This window comes from Sphingomonas sp. IBVSS2, from assembly GCF_002127225.1.
Classification (GTDB): domain Bacteria; phylum Pseudomonadota; class Alphaproteobacteria; order Sphingomonadales; family Sphingomonadaceae; genus Sphingomonas.
The window spans coordinates 233,860-251,010 of record NZ_NFUR01000003.1; the positions used below are offsets into that span (position 1 = coordinate 233,860).

At 67.2% G+C, this 17,151-nt stretch carries 16 protein-coding genes and 2 tRNA genes; 7 read left to right on the top strand and 11 right to left on the bottom strand.

Translation table 11 applies throughout. The annotated features are described in order from the left end of the window. Window positions 1-21: 21 nt before the first annotated feature. Complete coding sequence (locus CAP40_RS20175; protein ID WP_144034327.1) at window positions 22-423, bottom strand: hypothetical protein; 402 nt, start codon at window positions 421-423, stop codon at window positions 22-24. A 157-nt stretch (window positions 424-580) separates the two neighbouring features. Between CAP40_RS20175 and CAP40_RS11260 the strand changes: the two genes are divergently transcribed. After that, a complete protein-coding gene (locus CAP40_RS11260) occupies window positions 581-1,318 on the top strand; it encodes a pentapeptide repeat-containing protein (RefSeq protein WP_086129614.1) in 738 nt (245 codons plus the stop codon). A 15-nt stretch (window positions 1,319-1,333) separates the two neighbouring features. Here the strand turns inward: CAP40_RS11260 and CAP40_RS11265 are convergent, their stop codons facing one another. The 5 genes from CAP40_RS11265 to CAP40_RS11285 all read right to left on the bottom strand — a co-directional run bounded on the left by CAP40_RS11265 (window position 1,334) and on the right by CAP40_RS11285 (window position 8,314). Continuing rightward, entirely contained in the window at window positions 1,334-2,227 is an 894-nt protein-coding gene (locus CAP40_RS11265) for an acyl-CoA thioesterase II (protein WP_086129615.1), read from the bottom strand. Between the two features lie 101 nt (window positions 2,228-2,328). Further along, entirely contained in the window at window positions 2,329-3,444 is a 1,116-nt protein-coding gene (locus CAP40_RS11270; protein ID WP_086129616.1) for an acyl-CoA dehydrogenase family protein, read from the bottom strand. A gap of 91 nt (window positions 3,445-3,535) precedes the next feature. Continuing rightward, window positions 3,536-4,693 carry an acyl-CoA dehydrogenase family protein gene (locus CAP40_RS11275; RefSeq protein WP_086129617.1) on the bottom strand — a complete coding sequence of 386 codons (1,158 nt, stop codon included), beginning with the start codon at window positions 4,691-4,693 and terminating at the stop codon, window positions 3,536-3,538. A 100-nt stretch (window positions 4,694-4,793) separates the two neighbouring features. Beyond that, window positions 4,794-6,821 (bottom strand): 3-hydroxyacyl-CoA dehydrogenase NAD-binding domain-containing protein, encoded by a 2,028-nt coding sequence (locus CAP40_RS11280; RefSeq protein ID WP_086129618.1) that lies wholly within the window; start codon window positions 6,819-6,821, stop codon window positions 4,794-4,796. A 269-nt stretch (window positions 6,822-7,090) separates the two neighbouring features. Next, a complete protein-coding gene (locus CAP40_RS11285; protein ID WP_086129619.1) occupies window positions 7,091-8,314 on the bottom strand; it encodes a serine hydrolase in 1,224 nt (407 codons plus the stop codon). 217 nt (window positions 8,315-8,531) lie between these two features. Between CAP40_RS11285 and CAP40_RS11290 the strand changes: the two genes are divergently transcribed. After that, on the top strand, window positions 8,532-10,235 hold the full coding sequence (locus tag CAP40_RS11290; protein ID WP_086130072.1) for a class I adenylate-forming enzyme family protein: 1,704 nt from the start codon (window positions 8,532-8,534) through the stop codon (window positions 10,233-10,235). Window positions 10,236-10,299: 64 nt separating this feature from the next. Continuing rightward, window positions 10,300-11,436, top strand: coding sequence for a low specificity L-threonine aldolase (locus CAP40_RS11295; protein ID WP_086129620.1), 1,137 nt, complete (start codon window positions 10,300-10,302; stop codon window positions 11,434-11,436). Between the two features lie 37 nt (window positions 11,437-11,473). Here the strand turns inward: CAP40_RS11295 and CAP40_RS11300 are convergent, their stop codons facing one another. Next, window positions 11,474-12,964: a glycerol kinase gene (locus tag CAP40_RS11300; protein WP_086129621.1), complete on the bottom strand. Its 1,491-nt coding sequence runs from the start codon at window positions 12,962-12,964 to the stop codon at window positions 11,474-11,476. 72 nt (window positions 12,965-13,036) lie between these two features. Here CAP40_RS11300 and CAP40_RS11305 point away from each other — a divergent pair, with 72 nt between their 5' ends. The 4 genes from CAP40_RS11305 (at window position 13,037) to CAP40_RS11320 (ending at window position 15,479) form a co-directional block, all read left to right on the top strand. Beyond that, a complete protein-coding gene (locus tag CAP40_RS11305) occupies window positions 13,037-14,275 on the top strand; it encodes an AI-2E family transporter (RefSeq protein ID WP_373384903.1) in 1,239 nt (412 codons plus the stop codon). 46 nt (window positions 14,276-14,321) lie between these two features. Next, window positions 14,322-14,398: transfer RNA gene (locus CAP40_RS11310), tRNA-Asp, on the top strand. A gap of 89 nt (window positions 14,399-14,487) precedes the next feature. Continuing rightward, window positions 14,488-14,564, top strand: a tRNA-Asp gene (locus CAP40_RS11315). A 96-nt stretch (window positions 14,565-14,660) separates the two neighbouring features. Beyond that, the gene (locus tag CAP40_RS11320) at window positions 14,661-15,479 is read left to right on the top strand and encodes a hypothetical protein (RefSeq protein ID WP_144034328.1); all 819 of its coding nucleotides are present in this window, start codon (window positions 14,661-14,663) and stop codon (window positions 15,477-15,479) included. Here CAP40_RS11320 and CAP40_RS11325 read toward each other — a convergent pair. From CAP40_RS11325 to CAP40_RS11340, 4 genes are all read right to left on the bottom strand, one after another. Continuing rightward, window positions 15,476-15,703 carry a DUF2842 domain-containing protein gene (locus CAP40_RS11325; protein ID WP_086129623.1) on the bottom strand — a complete coding sequence of 76 codons (228 nt, stop codon included), beginning with the start codon at window positions 15,701-15,703 and terminating at the stop codon, window positions 15,476-15,478. The two genes, CAP40_RS11320 and CAP40_RS11325, sit on opposite strands and share 4 nt — an antisense overlap. Further along, on the bottom strand, window positions 15,685-16,236 hold the full coding sequence (locus CAP40_RS11330) for a 5-formyltetrahydrofolate cyclo-ligase (protein ID WP_086129624.1): 552 nt from the start codon (window positions 16,234-16,236) through the stop codon (window positions 15,685-15,687). Before CAP40_RS11330 ends, CAP40_RS11325 begins: the two co-directional genes overlap by 19 nt. A 280-nt stretch (window positions 16,237-16,516) precedes the next feature. After that, window positions 16,517-16,819: a cell division protein ZapA gene (locus CAP40_RS11335; protein ID WP_086129625.1), complete on the bottom strand. Its 303-nt coding sequence runs from the start codon at window positions 16,817-16,819 to the stop codon at window positions 16,517-16,519. Beyond that, window positions 16,819-17,004: a hypothetical protein gene (locus CAP40_RS11340; RefSeq protein WP_086129626.1), complete on the bottom strand. Its 186-nt coding sequence runs from the start codon at window positions 17,002-17,004 to the stop codon at window positions 16,819-16,821. The genes CAP40_RS11335 and CAP40_RS11340 overlap by 1 nt, the downstream gene beginning before the upstream one ends. Window positions 17,005-17,151 lie beyond the last annotated feature (147 nt).

Consider the following 17,151-nt stretch of genomic DNA (forward strand, 5'->3'; position numbering starts at 1 on the left):
CGCGATCTAATGCTTCCCGGCTCAGGCGCAATTGGGATCGGCGACGGAATTTCCGGTGGCGCGGAACAGGCCGTCCTTGCCCTGGGCCACTTCGATCGGCTTCACGCTGAAATAGCTGCCGCCGTTCAGCGCGCGATCGAGGATGCAGAGCTTCATCGTCCTGTCGCTGCGATCGAGGATACTGACCCGGAAGGTCCAGCTCTTGTCGGCGGCGTCGAGCACGGCGGCGTTGCCGTCACGCACCACGCTGGTGAAGTCATAGTCGGCGAACGTCCGCAGGCCCTCCTTGCGGCGCGGGCCGATCGAATTGGGGAAGGACGTGATGTCGAGCCTGGTGGCAACGGCCACGGGATCGGCGGCATCGGCGGTGACCACCGCCAGATCCTGCGCGAGCAGCGCCGCCAGCAACATGCCGATCGCCATTTTGCAGAGCTCCCTGCCGTAACGCCTTTGTTGCCAACGTCCGGATCGAACGAGACGTTCCGGAGGCGTCGCCCTGTCGTCCGAGCACCTATCCGGCGCCCGTTCTTGATATGTTCGTGTGAGCCGGCTAGTCCGGTGCGCGAAGAGAGGGATCGGCATGGTATTCGAGGCGGGCGGCATGGCGCAGGGCGAGGATCTGTCCGCAGGCGATTTCGGCGATGCCGATCTGGCCGGGACGCGGTTCGAGAACTGCGTGCTGCGCGACGTACGGCTCACCGGGACCTGCCTGCAGGACGCACGGTTCCGCGATTGCCGGATCATCCGGTGCCGCTTTGCCAATGCCGATCTGCGCGACGCCATGTTCGAGAATTGCAGCTTCGCCGACGATGCAGGGCATGTCGGCGTGCAGTTCGCCTTCTCGCAGCTCGACCAGGTACGGTTCGAGCATTGCGACCTTTCCTTCGCCCGGATCGAGCGATCGAGCCTCCATGCCGCCCAGATCCGGGGCTGCAACCTGCGGGGCGCGGTCTTCCAGAAAGTGGATTTCGGCCATGCGCTGGGGCGCCGGCTGGTGAAATGGGCCGGGGTGATCGCCGATTGCAATCTGGAGCTCGCCGACCTGAGCGAGTTGCGCATGCCCGATTGCACGCTGACCGGCTCGCGGCTCCGCGAAGCGCTGCTGTTCGACGCCGAACTGGAGGGCGCGGACCTGCGCGGCTGCGATTTCACCAACGCCCAGCTCGCCGGCGCGAAGCTTGCGCGAGCCGATCTGCGCGGGGGGGACCTGGCCGGGATGGTGCTGCGGGAGCTCGGCAGCGTCGATGGAATGATGGTCTCGGCCGATCAGCAGTTCGCGCTGTTGACGGCGCTGGGCGTGGACGTCCACCCGGACTAGACCCGGGGGAAGGGCTTAGTCCTTGACGCGGACCAGCCCCTCCTGCGCCACGCTGGCGACGAGCCGGCCGTCGCGCGCATAGATGCGGCCGCGGTTGAAGCCGCGCGAGTGACCGGCCCAGGGGCTGTCGGTGGTATAGAGCAGCCATTCGTCGAAACGGAACGGCTCGTGCAGCCAGACGGCATGATCGAGGCTGGCGGTCTGCACCCCGCCGTTCATCCAGCTGACGCCGTGCGGCAGCATGCACGTGCCGAGCAGCGTCATGTCGGTGGCGTAGGTGAGCATCGCGCGGTGGAGCGCGGGATCGTCGGGCAAGGGCGCCACGACGCGGAACCAGCTGTGCTGGACGGGCTCGCTCTTCACCGGCTTGAACCAGTTGCGCGGGTTGACCGGGCGGATCTCGATCGGCCGTGCGCGCAGGAAGAAGCGACGGAATTTCTCGGGCACCTCGTCGCGGATCGCCTCGCGCAGGTCGCGTTCGGAGACGAGGCTGTCCGGATCGGGCACGTCGGGCATGTCGAACTGATGGTGCAGGCCGTCGGCGGGCAGCTGGAAGCTCGCTGTCATGTTGAGGATCGGCTGGCCGCCCTGCATCGCAATGATCCGGCGATTGGCGAAGCTGCGCCCGTCGAAATCGCGCACGACGCGGTAGATGATCGGATGGTTCTCGTCGCCCGGGCGCATGAAATAGGCGTGGAGCGAATGGGCGAGCTTGTCGTCCTCGACCGAGCGCTGTGCGGCCTGGAGCGCCTGGGCGACCACCTGGCCGCCGAACACGCGGCCGACGCCGCCGGGCTGGCGGGGCCCGCGATAGAGATCGGTGTCGATGCGCTCGACGTCGAGCAGCCGGGTGAGCTGATCGACCAGGGCCTGAGGCTCGGTGGCGCGTTCCGGGGTGTCTTCGGACATTCGATCAAAACCGTTCGTGCTGAGCCTGTCGAAGCACCGTTCTTCTTTCCCGCTCAGAAGAAAGACGGCCCTTCGACAAGCTCAGGGCGAACGGTGAAGGGTTAGTAGCCGGATGCTTCCGCCAGCGCATCGGCGTGGAAGTTGCTGTCGCCGAACATCTCGGCGAGGACGCGGGCGCGCTTCATGAAGAAGCCGATGTCGAACTCGTCGGTCATGCCGATGCCCCCGTGCATCTGGACACCCTCCTGCACGGCGAGCGTGGTGGCAAGCCCCGTCATCGCCTTGGCGACGGCGACGGCCTCCGCGGCGGCGGCGTATTCCGGGCCGGCATCGAGCAGCTGCTGCGCCTTGAGCACGGCGGCGTGGGCGACTTCCATTTCGCTGTAGAGATGCGCGGCGCGATGCTGGAGCGCCTGGAAGCTGCCGATGGCGACGCCGAACTGCTTGCGCTCGCGCAGATACGACACGGTCATGTCCATCGCACCGCCGCCGACGCCGATCATCTCGGCCGAGGCGCCGGTACGGCCCGCGGCGAGCAGGCGGGCGAGCGGGCCGTTGCCCTGGTCGACTTCGCCGATCACCGCATCGGCATCGACTTCCACGCCGTCGAACCGAAGGCGGGCGGCGATGCTCGAATCCGCCAACCGCTCGGGCGTGACGGTGAGGTGGGCCGCGTCATTGGGGACGGCGAACAGCGTGGTGCCGTTCTCGGTTTTCGCCGCGACGAGCAGCAGGTCGGCGACATGGCCATGCGTGACGAACTGCTTGGCGCCGGTGAGGCGGAAGCCGTTGCCCGAGCGCTCGGCCTGCATCGCGATCCTGCCGTTGTGCTTGGCGCCTTCGTCGATCGCGAGCGCGGCGACGGTCTCGCCAGAGAGGATGCCGGGATACCATTGGGCTGCCGCAGCAGTGCCCCTCAGTGCCTCGACCGCCGCCACGGCGGTGGCGAGGAAGGGGGAAGGCGAGAGGTTGCGGCCGATCTCCTCGAGCACCACGCCCGCCTCGACATGGCCGAGGCCGAGGCCGCCATCCGCTTCGGGAATCAGGATTCCGGTGAAGCCCATCTCGGCGAACTGCTTCCACAGCGTGCGCGAGAAGCCGGTGGCGTCATCGGCATCGCGCAGCGCGCGCATATGCGCGATCGGGGCTTCCGAGGCGACGAAATCCTTTGCGGTGTCGCGGAGCATCGTCTGGTCGTCGTTGAGGTAGAGGGGCATTTCTCACTCCGTCATCCCGGCGAAAGCCGGGATCTCGTGCCGAATGTCGTTCGCTTGCCGCCTGGGATCCCGGCCTTCGCCGGGATGACGGCTATGCTGGCAGATCCAGGATCCGCTTGGCGATGATGTTGAGCTGGATCTCGCTGGTGCCGCCTTCGATCGAATTGGCCTTGGTGCGCAGCCAGGTGCGCGCCGCGGCGCCCTGATGACTGGCGTCGCTTTCCCATTCCAGCGCATCCGATCCACCGGCGGCCATCTGCAACTCGTGCCGGGCCTTGTTCAGCTCGGTGCCGTAATATTTCATCATCGAAGGCTGGGCCGGATGCGCTTGGCCGGCCTTCAGCTCGTCGATGAACTTCTCCGACATCGCGGTGAATGCCTTGGAGCGCACCTCGAACAGCGCGATCTGGGCGCGCAGGATCGGATCGACGCCCTTGCGCGCCGCCTCGACCAGCGGGTCCTTGCCAGCGCCGCCCAGGCCGAAGCCCGAGATCATCTCGCGCTCATGGCCGAGCAGATACTTTGCGACGTCCCAGCCCTTGTTGAGCGTGCCGAGCAGGTTGCCCTTGGGCACTTCGACATTGTCGAAGAAGGTCTCGCAGAAGGGCGAATTGCCGCTGATCAACAGGATCGGCTTGGTGCTGACGCCAGGCGAAGCCATGTCGAACAGCAGGAAGCTGATCCCGGCCTGCTTGACGCTCTTGTCGGTGCGGACGAGGCAGAAGATCCAGTCGGCCTTGTCGGCATAGCTGGTCCACACCTTCTGGCCGTTGACGACGAAGTGATCGCCGGCATCGTCCGCGGAGGTTTGCAGTCCGGCCAGATCCGAGCCGGCATTGGGCTCGCTATAGCCCTGGCACCAGCGGATTTCGCCGCGTGCAATCTTCGGGAGATGCTCGAGCTTCTGCTCCTCGGTGCCGTATTTGAGCAGCGCCGGGCCGAGCATCGAGATGCCGAACGAGTTGAGCGGGTTGCGGGCCTTGATTGCCTTCAGCTCCTCGCGGAGGATCTTGGTCTCCGCCGGCGAGAGCCCGCCGCCGCCATAGGCCTTGGGCCAATCGGGCACGGTCCAGCCGCGCGACGCCATGCGATCGAGCCAGACCTTCTGGTCCGGATGCGCATATTCGGGATTGCGGCCGCCCCAGGTGGTTTCCTTTTCCGACTTGGGCGGGGTGCGCATTTCCGCCGGGCAGTTTTCCTCCAGCCAGGCGCGGGTTTCGGCGCGGAAGGTGTCCAGATCCTCTGCCATTCATCCTCTCCTCGTCACCCCGGCAGACGCCGGGATCTCGTGCCGCTCGCTGTGCGCTTGGGCCCCGAGACCCCGGCTTTCGCCGGGGTGACGGTTCCTCTTACTTGTTGAACTTCTCGCCCTTTTCCGCCTTTTCGCGGAGCAAGGGAGCGACTTCGAAGCCGTATTTCTCCAGGCCCTCGACGATCTTCTTGAGACCCTCGGTATCGGCCCAGAACATCGGGCCGCCGCGATACGGGGGCCAGCCATAGCCATAGACCCACACCACATCGATGTCCGACGCGCGCTGGGCCATCTTCTCGGCGAGGATCAGCGCGCCTTCGTTGACCATGGTGTAGAGCGTGCGGACGACGATCTCCTCCTCGGTTACTTCGTGCTGCGGCACGCCCAGCTTCTCGCGCCACTCGGCGATCAGCTCGGCGACGCGCGGCGAGTTCGAGGGGGTGCGCTTCTCGTCATAATCGTAGAAGCCGGCGCTCTTCTTCTGGCCCCAGCGGCCCTCGGCGGCGAGCGCATCGCGGATATTCTCGATCCGGTTCGGATCGCGGTGCCAGCCGATGTCGACACCGGCGAGATCGGCCATCTGGAACGGGCCCATCGGCATGCCGAAGGCGACATGGACCTTGTCGATCTGCTCGGGCGTGGCGCCTTCGAGCAGCATCTTGTTCGCCTCGACCTGGCGCGGCATCAGCATGCGGTTGCCGATGAAGCCGTAGCAGACGCCGGCGATGACGGCGACCTTCTTGATCTTCTTCGACACGGCCATGGCGGTGGCGAGCACGTCGTCGGCGGTCTTGGCGCCGCGGACGATCTCGAGCAGCTTCATCACGTTGGCCGGCGAGAAGAAGTGCAGGCCGAGCACGTCCTGCGGACGCGAGGTGGCCGCGGCGATCTCGTCGATGTTCAGATAGCTGGTGTTCGAGGCGAGGATGGCGCCCGGCTTGGCGATCTTGTCGAGCTTGCCGAAGATGTCCTTCTTGACGTCCATATTCTCATAGACGGCCTCGATGATCAGGTCGCACGCGCCGAGCGCATCGAAATCGAGCGTCGGGTTGAGCAGGCCCATCGCGCCTTCCACCTGCTCGGCAGTCATGCGGCCCTTGGCGGCGGTCGCCTCGTAATTCTTGCGGATCACGCCGGTGCCGCGATCGAGCGCTTCCTGCGCCATCTCGACGATGGTCACCGGCACGCCGGCCGACAGGAAGTTCATCGAGATACCGCCGCCCATCGTGCCGGCGCCGATCACGCCGACGCGCTTGATGTCACGCAGCGCGATGTCCTCGGCGATGCCGTCGATCTTCGCCGCCTTGCGCTCGGCGAAGAAGATGTGGCGGAGCGCCGCGGACTGGGTGCCCATGATCAGTTTCATGAAGCCCATGCGCTCGGCCTGGACGCCTTCGGCATAGGGCTTGCCGGCGGTCTGCTCGATCAGGTCGACGATCGTGTTCGGTGCGTCCATGCCGCGGAAGCGCTTGGCGTTCTTGGCGCGGAATGCCTCGAACACCGCCGGATCGACGGTGATCGGACGCTCGGACGAACGCGAGACCGGCTTGCCGATCACTTCCTGCGCGAAGGCGACGGCGTCGGCAACGAGATTGCCCTCGGCCGCGAGGCGATCGACCAGGCCGGCGGCCTTGGCCTGCTCGGCCGAGATCGGGTCGCCCTTGCTCGCCATTTCGAGCGCGACTTCGACGCCCGCCACGCGCGGCATGCGCTGGGTGCCGCCGGCGCCGGGCAGGATGCCGAGCTTCACCTCGGGCAGGCCGAACTTCGCGCTAGGGACGGCGATGCGATAGTGCGAGGCGAGGGCGACTTCGCAGCCGCCGCCGAGCGCAGTGCCGTGGACGGCGGCGATCACCGGCTTGTCGAGCGCTTCGATCTCGTCGACCAGCACCGGGAGCGACGGCTCCTGCATCGGCTTGCCGAACTCGGTGATGTCGGCGCCCGCGAAGAAGGTCTTGCCGGCGCAGGTGATCACGACCGCCTTGATGCCGTCGTCGCCCTTGGCTTCCTGAATGCCGGCCTGGATGCCCTGGCGGACCGCCGCGCCGAGTGCGTTCACCGGCGGATTGTCCGAAGTGATGATCAGGACGTCGCCCTGGCGAGTGGTGGTGATGGGGGAGGTCATGTTCGTCTCCAGTTAATGGTTCACGCGACGGCGTGGAGAGTGTGAGTTTGATTCACGCGAAGGCGCGAAGACGCGAAGAAGAAAGTGAGATTGTTCGCGCAGAGGTGATGGGCTCACGGCGGCGGCATTCCGCCGCGTCGGCGGCCGATCAGGCTGGGAGGCCGAGACGAAGGTTGTCGCTTGCGCGGCAAGACTTCCTCTCTGCATCCTCCGCGCCTCTGCGCGAGCCAGGATCTTCGCGCCATCGCGCCTTCGCGTGAGAAACATCATCAGTCCGCCAGTGCCGAATAGATCAGCGTCTTCAGCTCGCGCCGGATCGGGTAGAGCATCGACGGGGAAAGTTGCGTCATGAAGACCATCGAGAGCTGTTCGACGGGATCGATGAAGAAGGACGTGGAGAACATCCCGCCCCAGTAATATTCGCCGGCCGAGCCGGGGATCATCGCCTTGGCCGGGTCCATGGTGATCGCGAAGCCCAGGCCGAAGCCGGTGCCGGCATTGGTCGTCTCGCTGAACAGCGACTGCGACATGGCATGAAGGTCCGAGCCGCCGGGCAGGTGGTTGACCGTCATCAGGTCCACCGTCTTGCGGCTGACCAGGCGGATGCCGTCGAGCTGCCCCTTGTTCAGGAAGAAGGTGCAGAAGCGGTGATAGTCGAGCGCGGTCGAGAGGAGGCCGCCGCCGCCCGAGACCAGGCGTGGGGCGTGCGCCCAGGCGCTTTCCGCGCCGCGATCGTACATCACCCGGCCCTTGCCCTGCACCATGGCCCAGCAATCGGCGAGGCGATCGGCCTTGCCGGCGGGGATGGTGAAGCCGGTATCGTGCATGCCGAGCGGCGCGAAGATGCGCTCCTGGAAGAAGTCGGCGAGCGCCATGCCCGATGCGCGCTCGACCACGGCGCCGAGCACGTCGGTGGAGACCGAATAGTTCCATTCGGCGCCCGGCGAGAATTCGAGCGGGATCTGGCCCAGGGCCGCGATGAAGCCGTCGAGATCGAGATTGCCGTGCCAGTCCTCGATCCGGCCCGCCCGATAGGCGGCGTCTACATTGGTGCGGTTCTGGAAGCTGTAGGTGAAGCCCGAAGTGTGGCGGAGCAGGTCCACCATCCGCATCGGCTCCTCGGTGGGGGTGACCTGGAACGGCGCCTTGTCGCCACCGGCCTTGAACACGCCGAGATTCTTCAGCTCCGGCAGCACGTGGTGGACGGGGGTGTCAAGGCCGACCAGCCCCTGCTCGACCAGCATCATGAAGGCGAGGCTGGTGACCGGCTTGGTCATGGAGGCGATGCGGAAGATGGTGCCCTCGTCCACCGGCGCGCCGCCTTCGCGGGCAGCACCCTGGCTGGAGAAGTGCACGATCTCGCCCTTCCGCGCGATCAGCAGCTGGGCGTGCGGAAGCTTGCCCGAGTCGAGATAGCGGGCCTTCAGATACGGATCGATCCGCGCCAGCCGGCCAGCATCGAAACCCTGGTTTTCGGGCTTGGCAAGTTTCATGCGGCTGGCATACCTCTCATTCGAAACCAGTGACTCGCATCTTCGCGCGGATGCGGTTCCCCTATTGCCTTGAGCGCGCGATGAATCAACACTAACGTTGTTTACGGTACGGCATCCGGTGCCAAACCCAACATTCTAGAAACATGACGCATATAGATTGGAGAGAATCGCCTTGGCCCCCGAACCGATCGTCCCGCTCGACCCCAATTGGCCGGCGATGTCGCTGGCGCAGGTGAAGGCCGCGCTCACCGCGCCGGGCGCGCGCTTCGAGATGGACGAGGTGGACATTCGCGGCGTGCCGACGCGGATCTGGAAGAACGCGCCGCCCACGCTCGGCGTGCTCCAGCAGCTGGTGCGGCTCTATGGCGACCGCGTCTTCACCATCTATGAGGACGAGCGGGTCACCTATGACGCGAACTACCGCGCGGTCTGCCACCTCGCGCAATGGTTGAGCGAGATGGGGGTGGGGAAGGGAGACCGCGTCGCGCTGGCGATGCGCAACCTGCCGGAATGGCCGACGATCTTCTTCGCGGTGACCAGCCTGGGCGCGATCATCGTGCCGCTCAATGCATGGTGGACGGGCGGCGAGCTCGAATATGGGCTGAAGGACTCGGGCGCGAAGATCCTCTTCGTCGATGCCGAGCGGCATGCGCGGCTGAAGGATTGCTACGCGCATCTGCCCGAGCTGGAGCGCGTGGTGGTGAGCCGCTGCGACGAGGAGCTGGGCGGCAACGCCAGCCGCCTGGAGGTGCTGATCGGTACGCGGAAGGACTGGGCCGGCCTGCCCGACATTCCCTTTCCGCAGGTGGCGGTCTCGCCCGAGGACGATGCGACGATCTTCTACACCAGCGGCACCACGGGAAACCCCAAGGGTGCACTCGGCACGCACCGCAACATCTGCACCAACATCCTGTCGAGCGGGTACAGCGCGGCCCGCGCGATGCTGCGGCGGGGCGAGGTGCCGCCGGCGGTGATCCCGCACAAGGTGGGCCTGCTGGTGATCCCGCTGTTCCACGTCACGGCGTGCAGCGCCGCCCTGATGACCGGTATCGCGACCGGACAGACGATATTGTTCATGCGCCGCTGGGACGCCGAGCAGGCGATGGGACTGATCGAGCGCGAGAAGGTGACGTTCACCGGCGGCGTGCCGACGATCGCCTGGCAGCTGCTCGAGCATCCGGCGCGCGAGAAATACGACCTCTCCAGTCTGGAGGCGATCTCCTATGGCGGCGCGCCCTCGGCTCCGGAGCTGGTGAAGCGCATCTATGAGGAATTCGGCGCGCTGCCCGGCAATGGCTGGGGCATGACCGAGACGATGGCGACGGTAACCCAGCACAGCGGCGAGGATTATCTCACCCGGCCGACCAGCGCGGGCCAGCCGGTAGCGACCGCGGACCTCAAGATCATGACCGTCGAGGGCGATCGCGAGCTCCCCGTCGGGGAAGTGGGCGAGCTCTGGGCCAAGGGGCCGATGATCGTGAAGGGCTATTGGGGCAAGCCCGAGGCGACCGCCGAGACCTTTGTCGACGGCTGGGTGCGCACCGGCGACCTGGCCAGGCTCGACGAGGAAGGTTTCCTCTTCATCGTCGACCGGGCCAAGGACATCGTGATCCGCGGCGGCGAGAACATCTATTCGAGCGAAGTGGAGGATGTGCTCTACGCCTTTCCCGGGGTGATGGACGCGGCGCTGATCGGCGTGCCGCACAAGATCCTGGGCGAGGAGCCGGTGGCGGTGGTCCATATGGCGCCGGGCGCCAGCGCGACCGAGGCGGAGCTCCAAGGCTTCGTCCGCGAGCGGCTGGCGGCGTTCAAGGTGCCGGTGCAGGTGCGCTTCGCGGCCGACACGCTGCCCCGCAACGCCAATGGCAAGATCCTGAAGAAGGACCTGCGGGCGTTGTTCGTCGGAGAGACCGCGGCCTGAGGCGCAATGGCGCTGGCGGAAGCAGCGGCGCGCGCTAGGATCGGCATCCGAAGGGAGACACCCGATGCATTCCGATCGCCGCGCGTTCCTGGGGCTCGCCGCTGCCGCCATGGCCATGCCGCCACTGGCCCGGGCGGCAGGCTGGCAGTCGGCACCGGCCTTTCCTCCCGTCGATGCGCGCAGCGTCTGGCTGGTCGGCGATTCCGCGCCTCCGGACCCTGTCGCCATGTCGGCGCGACTGGCGGCGCTGGCCGGCAGCGGATCGGTGCGCGACGGCTATCTGAACGGCGGCGCGGTCGAGGCGCTGGAAAAGGCCTTTGCGGACTATCTCGGCAAGGAGGCCTGTGCCTTTTTCCCGACGGGCACGCTCGCCAACAACGTCGCGCTGCGGGTGCTGTGCGGTGACGCGCCGCATGCGCTCTGCCAATATGACAGCCATCTCTACCGCGACGAGAGCAACATGGCGCAGCGCCTGGCGGGCATCAACCTGGTGCCGCTGGCGGCGGGGCGGGTGGCCCCGACGCAGGACGAACTGGTGGCGGCGTTCGATGCCGCCGAAAAGGGGCCCTATGCGCTGAAGGTCGGCGCGATCTCGCTGGAGAGTCCCGTGCGGCGGCTGGATGGGCAGCTGATCCCGCCGAAGCGCATCGCCGAGATCGCGGCGCTGGCGGCGGCGCACGGCACGCGGATGCACCTCGACGCCGCGCGGCTGCTGCTTGCGCCGCCCGCGCTCGACCGCAAGGCGTATGTGGCGCCGTTCGAGACGGTCTATGTCTCGCTCTACAAATATCTGGGGGCCCCGTTCGGCGCGGTATTGGCCGGGCCGGCGGCGACGATCGCCCGGGCGCGCGAATGGCGGCACCTCTATGGCGGGCTGATCTATCAGGGCTGGGCACCGGCCCTGCTTGCGCTCGACGGGCTGCAACGCTTTCCCGAGAGCATCGCCAAGGCGCATGGCGCCGCCGAAGCACTGTTCGCGGCGCTGGAGCACAGCGGCAAGGTGAAGCGCGCGCCGAACCCGGATGCGTCGAACATCTACCGGCTGGAGATGCCGCAGGCGCTGGCCGAAGCGGCGCTCGAGCGCGGGCGCGCTGCCGGCGTGCGGATCGGGCGATGGGAGAAGGGGTCGATCCCGTTCTTCGTCAACGAGACGCTGCTGCGGCGCCCGGTCGAGGAATATGTACGGATGTTCCTGGGGTAGGGGCGGCATCCCGCCAACCCCTTCGTCGCCCCCGCGGTCAGTCCGGGAGATGGGCCCCCGCTTTGGCGGGGGTGACGACGGAGAGGACGGCTTGGCGCCAGCCCTCAAGGCGGGATCGCCGGGCGTCGCCACCCAGCCTCGGCTCGAACGTCACGCCGGCCCCCCGCATCGCCGCCGCGTCCTCCAGCCCGCGGAACATCCCGCAGCCGACGCCCGCCAGCATCGCCGCTCCCAGCGCGGTGGTCTCGGCGAAGTCGGGGCGGTCCACGGGAATCGCGAGGATGTCGGCCAGGTCCTGGGCGATCCAGTCGTTGGTGACCATGCCGCCATCGATCCGCAGGCGCGACCAGTCGGTGCCGTCGGCGGCGAAGGCGGCCTTCAGGTCATGGCTCTGGTGCGCCGTCGCCTCCAGCGCGGCGCGGACGACATGGGCACGGGTGGCGGCGAAACTGAGGCCCGAGATCGCGGCGCGGGCCTCCGGTTCCCACCAGGGCGCGCCAAGGCCGCTAAGGGCGGGGACGAGATATACACCGCCATTGTCCTTGACCGAGCGGGCCAGCGCCTCGGTCTCCTGCGCGGTCTCGATCAGCTTCACCGAATCGCGCAGCCACTGGACCAGGCTGCCGGCGACGAACACGGAACCCTCGATCGCATAGGTGCGCCGCCCGCCCAGTTGCCAGAGCACGGTGGCGAGCAGGCGGTTCCTGGAGGAGGGCGGGGCGCTGCCGGCATTGGTCAGCACGAAGGCGCCGGTGCCATAGGTCGCCTTGGTGTCGCCGCGCTCGAGACAGGCCTGGCCGATCGTCGCGGCCTGCTGATCGCCGGCCAGGCCGCAGATCGGGATCTCGCCGCCGAACAATCTGGTGGTGCCGAACCTGCCGGCGCAATCGACGATCTCCGGCAGCGCGTCGCGCGGGGCGGAGAACATGTCGAGCAGCCCGTCGCTCCATCCGCCGGAGCCGAGCCCCATCAGCAGGGTGCGCGAAGCGTTGGTGGCATCGGTGACGTGCAGGCCGCCGGTGAGCTTCCACACCAGCCAGCTCTCGATCGTGCCGATGGCGAGGCGATCGCCGACGCCCTTCAGTTGCGGCCAGTTGCGCATCGCCCAGGCGATCTTGGTGCCGGAGAAATAGGGATCGAGCAGCAGCCCGGTGCGCGCCTGGACGCCCGGTTCCTCGCCCGCCTCGCGCCAGGCGCGGCACATCGCGGCCGAGCGGCGGTCCTGCCAGACGATGGCCGGCGCCAGCGGCTCGCCGGTGGTCTTGTCCCAGAAGACGATGGTCTCGCGCTGGTTGGTGATGCCGATCGCGGCGATCGCCTGGGCGCCGCCGGCCTGCTGGACCATGGCCATCGCGCATTCGAGCGAGCGGCGCCAGATCTCGTTGGCATCATGCTCGACCAGGCCCGGGCCGGGATAATGCTGGGTAAGGTCGGCGCTGTGGCTGCCCAGGCACTTGCCCGACGGCGCGAACAGCATCGCGCGGGTGGAGGTGGTGCCCTCGTCGATGACCAGTATGTTTTCGCCCATCCCCACCAGACTAGCCGGGATTACATCCGTTGCAATCCGCGCTAGGGTCGGCCGCGAAAGGGAAGGGCAGAAGTGAGCGATCGATCCGGCAGCATCGGCGGCGAACCCCTGGACGACGGCACGTCGTCCGGACCGGCAAGGGTGCCCCTGCTGGGGCCCTCGAGCCAGGAGAGCATGGGGGACGGCCAGAAGCGCGACCGGCTGATGGCGGCGCTGGCGCTGATGGCGGGGATCGGCCTGCTGCTGGCATTGCCCTTCGCGCTGCAGGCGGGCGCGGTGTTCTTCCTGCCGCTCACCACCGCGCTGGTGATCGCGATCGCGCTGGTGCCCCTGCTCGAATGGCTGGAGCGCCACCGCGTGCCCGCGCCGATCGCGGCGTTCATCTGCGTGCTGCTGTTCCTGATCGCGGCGAACGTGGCGCTGGCCTCGATCGTGGTGCCGGCCTGGCAGTGGATCCGCGATCTTCCCGCCAAGATCCCGCAGATCCAGGAGAATCTGAAGCCGCTGATCGAGTTCTATGCGAATCTCGACAGTTTCGTGAACAAGACGGTGATGAACTTCGCCTCGGCGCCGATGAAGCAGCCCGAAGTGATGGCGGCGACCCCGCCGCGCTCGCTGATCGACCTGTTCGCCACCTCGGCTCCCTCGGCGCTGGTGGAGATGTTCTTCGCCATCCTCGTCATCTATTTCTTCCTCTCGGGCTGGACCCGCCTGCGGCGCAACGCAATCACCAGCCGGGCGAGCTTCGGCGGCGCGATGGCGACGGCGCGCGTGATCCAGGACGTGGTGGACGACACTTCGGCCTATCTGGGTACGATCACGCTGATCAACCTGACGCTGGGGCTGATCGTGGCGGGCGTGCTGTGGGCGATCGGCATGCCGACACCGCTGATGTGGGGCGGCATCGTCGCGCTGCTCAACTATATCCCCTATTTCGGGCCGGTCTTCGCCGCGCTGCTGCTGGCGATGGGCGGGCTGATGACCTTTCCGGACCTGGGCTGGGCGTTCGTGCCGCCGATCGTGATGATCGCCTGCCACCTGATCGAGGCGAATGTGGTGACGCCGCTGATCGTGGGGCACCGGCTGACGATCAGCCCGATCATGATCCTGATCTCGCTGAGCTTCTGGGGCTGGGTATGGGGCACTACCGGGGCGCTGCTCGCGGTGCCGCTGCTGATCATCATCCAGACGGTGGTGAATGCGGCGGGCAAGCCGGACATTGCCGGTTTTCTCTTCGAGCACGGGACCTTGGTGAACGATCCTGTGGATAATCGGCCGCTGCGGCGAAAAAGTCGCGACCAATCCGGTTGACACCCCCGAATCTCGCGTCTAGTGCCCGCCTCCTCGCTTCGAGAGAGCGGGTGTAGCTCAGTTGGTTAGAGCGCCGGCCTGTCACGCCGGAGGTCGCGGGTTCGAGCCCCGTCACTCGCGCCATTCCCCATTGCCGGACCGGAAAGGCGCCGCTCGTGCGGAGCCCGGCGGACCGATGCCGTGGCAGGGATGGTCCCTTCTCGTGCGCAGATGCGGGTGTAGCTCAGTTGGTTAGAGCGCCGGCCTGTCACGCCGGAGGTCGCGGGTTCGAGCCCCGTCACTCGCGCCATGCGCTTGCGCTTGATGCGAGCGGCGCATAGACTTGCCCAAACATTCTCAGATCAACGAACGGTCGCGTGTTTCCCCTGTGCCTATGGAGGAAGCCATGCGCCGTCTCATGTTCCCGATCGTATTTGCGCTGCTCGCCGTCTCTGGCTGCGCGGGTGGAACGTCGAATGTCGCCAGCGAGAATGTCATCGACGTGACGGCTACGGAGGGCAATGCTGCCGTAGATTCCACGCCAATCGCCTGTAAGGCGATTGGCGGCAGGATGGCCTCCCCGGCGCAGTGCGACGAATATACCCGGCAGGCGAATGCGCTGACCGACGGCATCGCCGCGTTCGATCCGCCCAGCACGATGCGGATGGGGGCTCCGGAGACCATCACGCTGGTGGTCGGGAAGGCGGCCGAAGCGGAGGCGGTGCGCAATGCCATGGTCGACGTTGTCGACGCTGCGGGCGGCGGGGACAGTATCCGGACCGAAAAGGTATCGATCGGCGAAAATGTCTCGGCCGAGCTGACGTCTCCCAGCAGCATGTTCAAGATCGCCCCCGAAGGGCGCGTGGTGAAGGCGATGCCGGGCCGGGGTCGGCAGGTCTGGCAATGGAGCGTGGAGGCGCTCGTCCCCGGTAAGCACAAGCTGACCCTGACCGTGGGCGTGCCGATTCTGGGGAGTGCCGGGGAAGTCTGGCAGCCGGTGCTCGAGCCCAAGACGTTCGAGATCGACGTGCAGGCGCGTCCGCGGACCTGGCCCGAATTCTTCGACGACATGGCGAAATTCCTCACCAGCCTGAAAGGCATGCTCGTCGCGCTGGCGGCCGTGATCGGCGCTGCCGGTGCCGTCTGGCTGGGGATCAGGAAATTCGGCGGTCGCGGCGACCAGGGCGCTGGGAAAGATGAAGCGAAGGACGGCGGGAAAGGCTAGGCGCGGCGCCAGCGCCCCGTCTCCATCCAGCGCAGCACTCCGCCGAGCGGCAGGATCCAGACGATGCCGGTCACGACGTAGATCGGCAGCTGGGCGAGCACGTGCAACTGCCCGATCCAGTGCGAAAAGCTCGCCACCAGTATGATCCACGCCAGGATCCAGGCGACGATGCCCAGCGCCCCCGCCGGCTTGCGCCAGCTCGGCGCTACCTCCCGGCGTGCCATGTCATGCCTTTCTCGGTGATCACGGCGTGGAGCGGCACGTCCCAGATGTCGGACGGGATGGCCGGCACCTCCTGCATCGCCCAGGCGACGCCGACGCGCCAGGCATCGGGATAGCGGGCAAAGGCGCGGTCGTAATGCGCGGCGCCCTGGCCGAGGCGGTTGAGGCGGGCGTCGAAACCGACAAGGGGCGTGAGGATCACGTCGGGCGCCATTTCCGGGCTCTCGGCGCGTGGCTGGCGCAGGCCGAACGGGCCATCGACCAGCGGCTCGCCCATCCGCCAAGCCAGGAACCGGATCGGCGCCGCGCGATCGACGACGAAGGGGAGGGCGAGCGCGCAACCCTTCTCCGCGGCGGCAGCGGCGAGCTGGGTGGGATCGGCTTCGCTGCCGATGGCGACATAGGTGGCGACGGTCGCCCCGGCGGCCAGGCGATCGACGAACGCCTCGGGCGCGAGGATCGCTTCGCTCGCTTCGATGGCGAAGGCGTCGCGCTCGGCGCGGAGCTGGGCCCGCAAGGCTAGCTTGTCGATCATGCCACGCTTCTAGGGGAGCGGTGGCGGGACCGCCATGGCCGTTTGCCAGAATATCCACTGACGCCCGTTACGTCAGGTGGGGACCATGTGCCGCGGACCAGGATCCGCACAGGGACAGCCCCCATGGATGATGAATAGCCTCAGGGATAATTGCTATGGCTCGTACCGGGCAGTGCCCGCCATGGACGGATGTAGGAGTTTCGCGGGGCCTTCGCAACGGCTTCGCCCAAAATCGTCATCCCGCTTTCTTCTCCGTGGCCTGGGATGACGGAGGGGAAGCCTATGCTTCGCCTGCATCCTCTTCGAGCGCCGCTGCAACCGCTTCCAGCCGATCGGCGATGCGTTCCAGCAGCAGCGGCGAGACGCCCTCGGGCGGATTGCGTTCGGTCTCGTCGAGCAGGTCGGCGAGGATCAGCGCGAGATAGACGAGCGTGCGCTCGGCATTCAGCCCGCCCGACGCGCGCAGGGCGGTGTCGGCATGGCGTTGCAGGATCGATTCGAGGTGGCGGATATGCCCTTCGTCGCCCTCGCGCGTGGCGACCGAATAGCTGCGGCCCGCGACGGAGATGTCGATGTCCGCCATCAGTCCTGCTCCGCCCCGGCTTCGCGCGCGATCAGCGCGTCGAGCGAGCTCACCGCATCCTCGATGCGGGCGCGCAGCTTGGCGTGGCGCTGGGTGATCCGTTCGCAGGCATAGGCCCGCGCTGCGGCGGCTTTCTCGATGCGGACGAGGGCCTGTTCGATACGATCGGCGGGCGTACTTGCCATGCCGCAAGCGTTACGCACCCCATCGGAACCTAGCAACCCCTGAATGGCAATGGCTGCCGGGCGGGTTCGACGAGGTGGACCGGAGCAGCGCCGGCCCGAGTCCGCCCGGTGTTCGGCCCGGGGGTCGAGGTGTCGAGGCGGTTGACG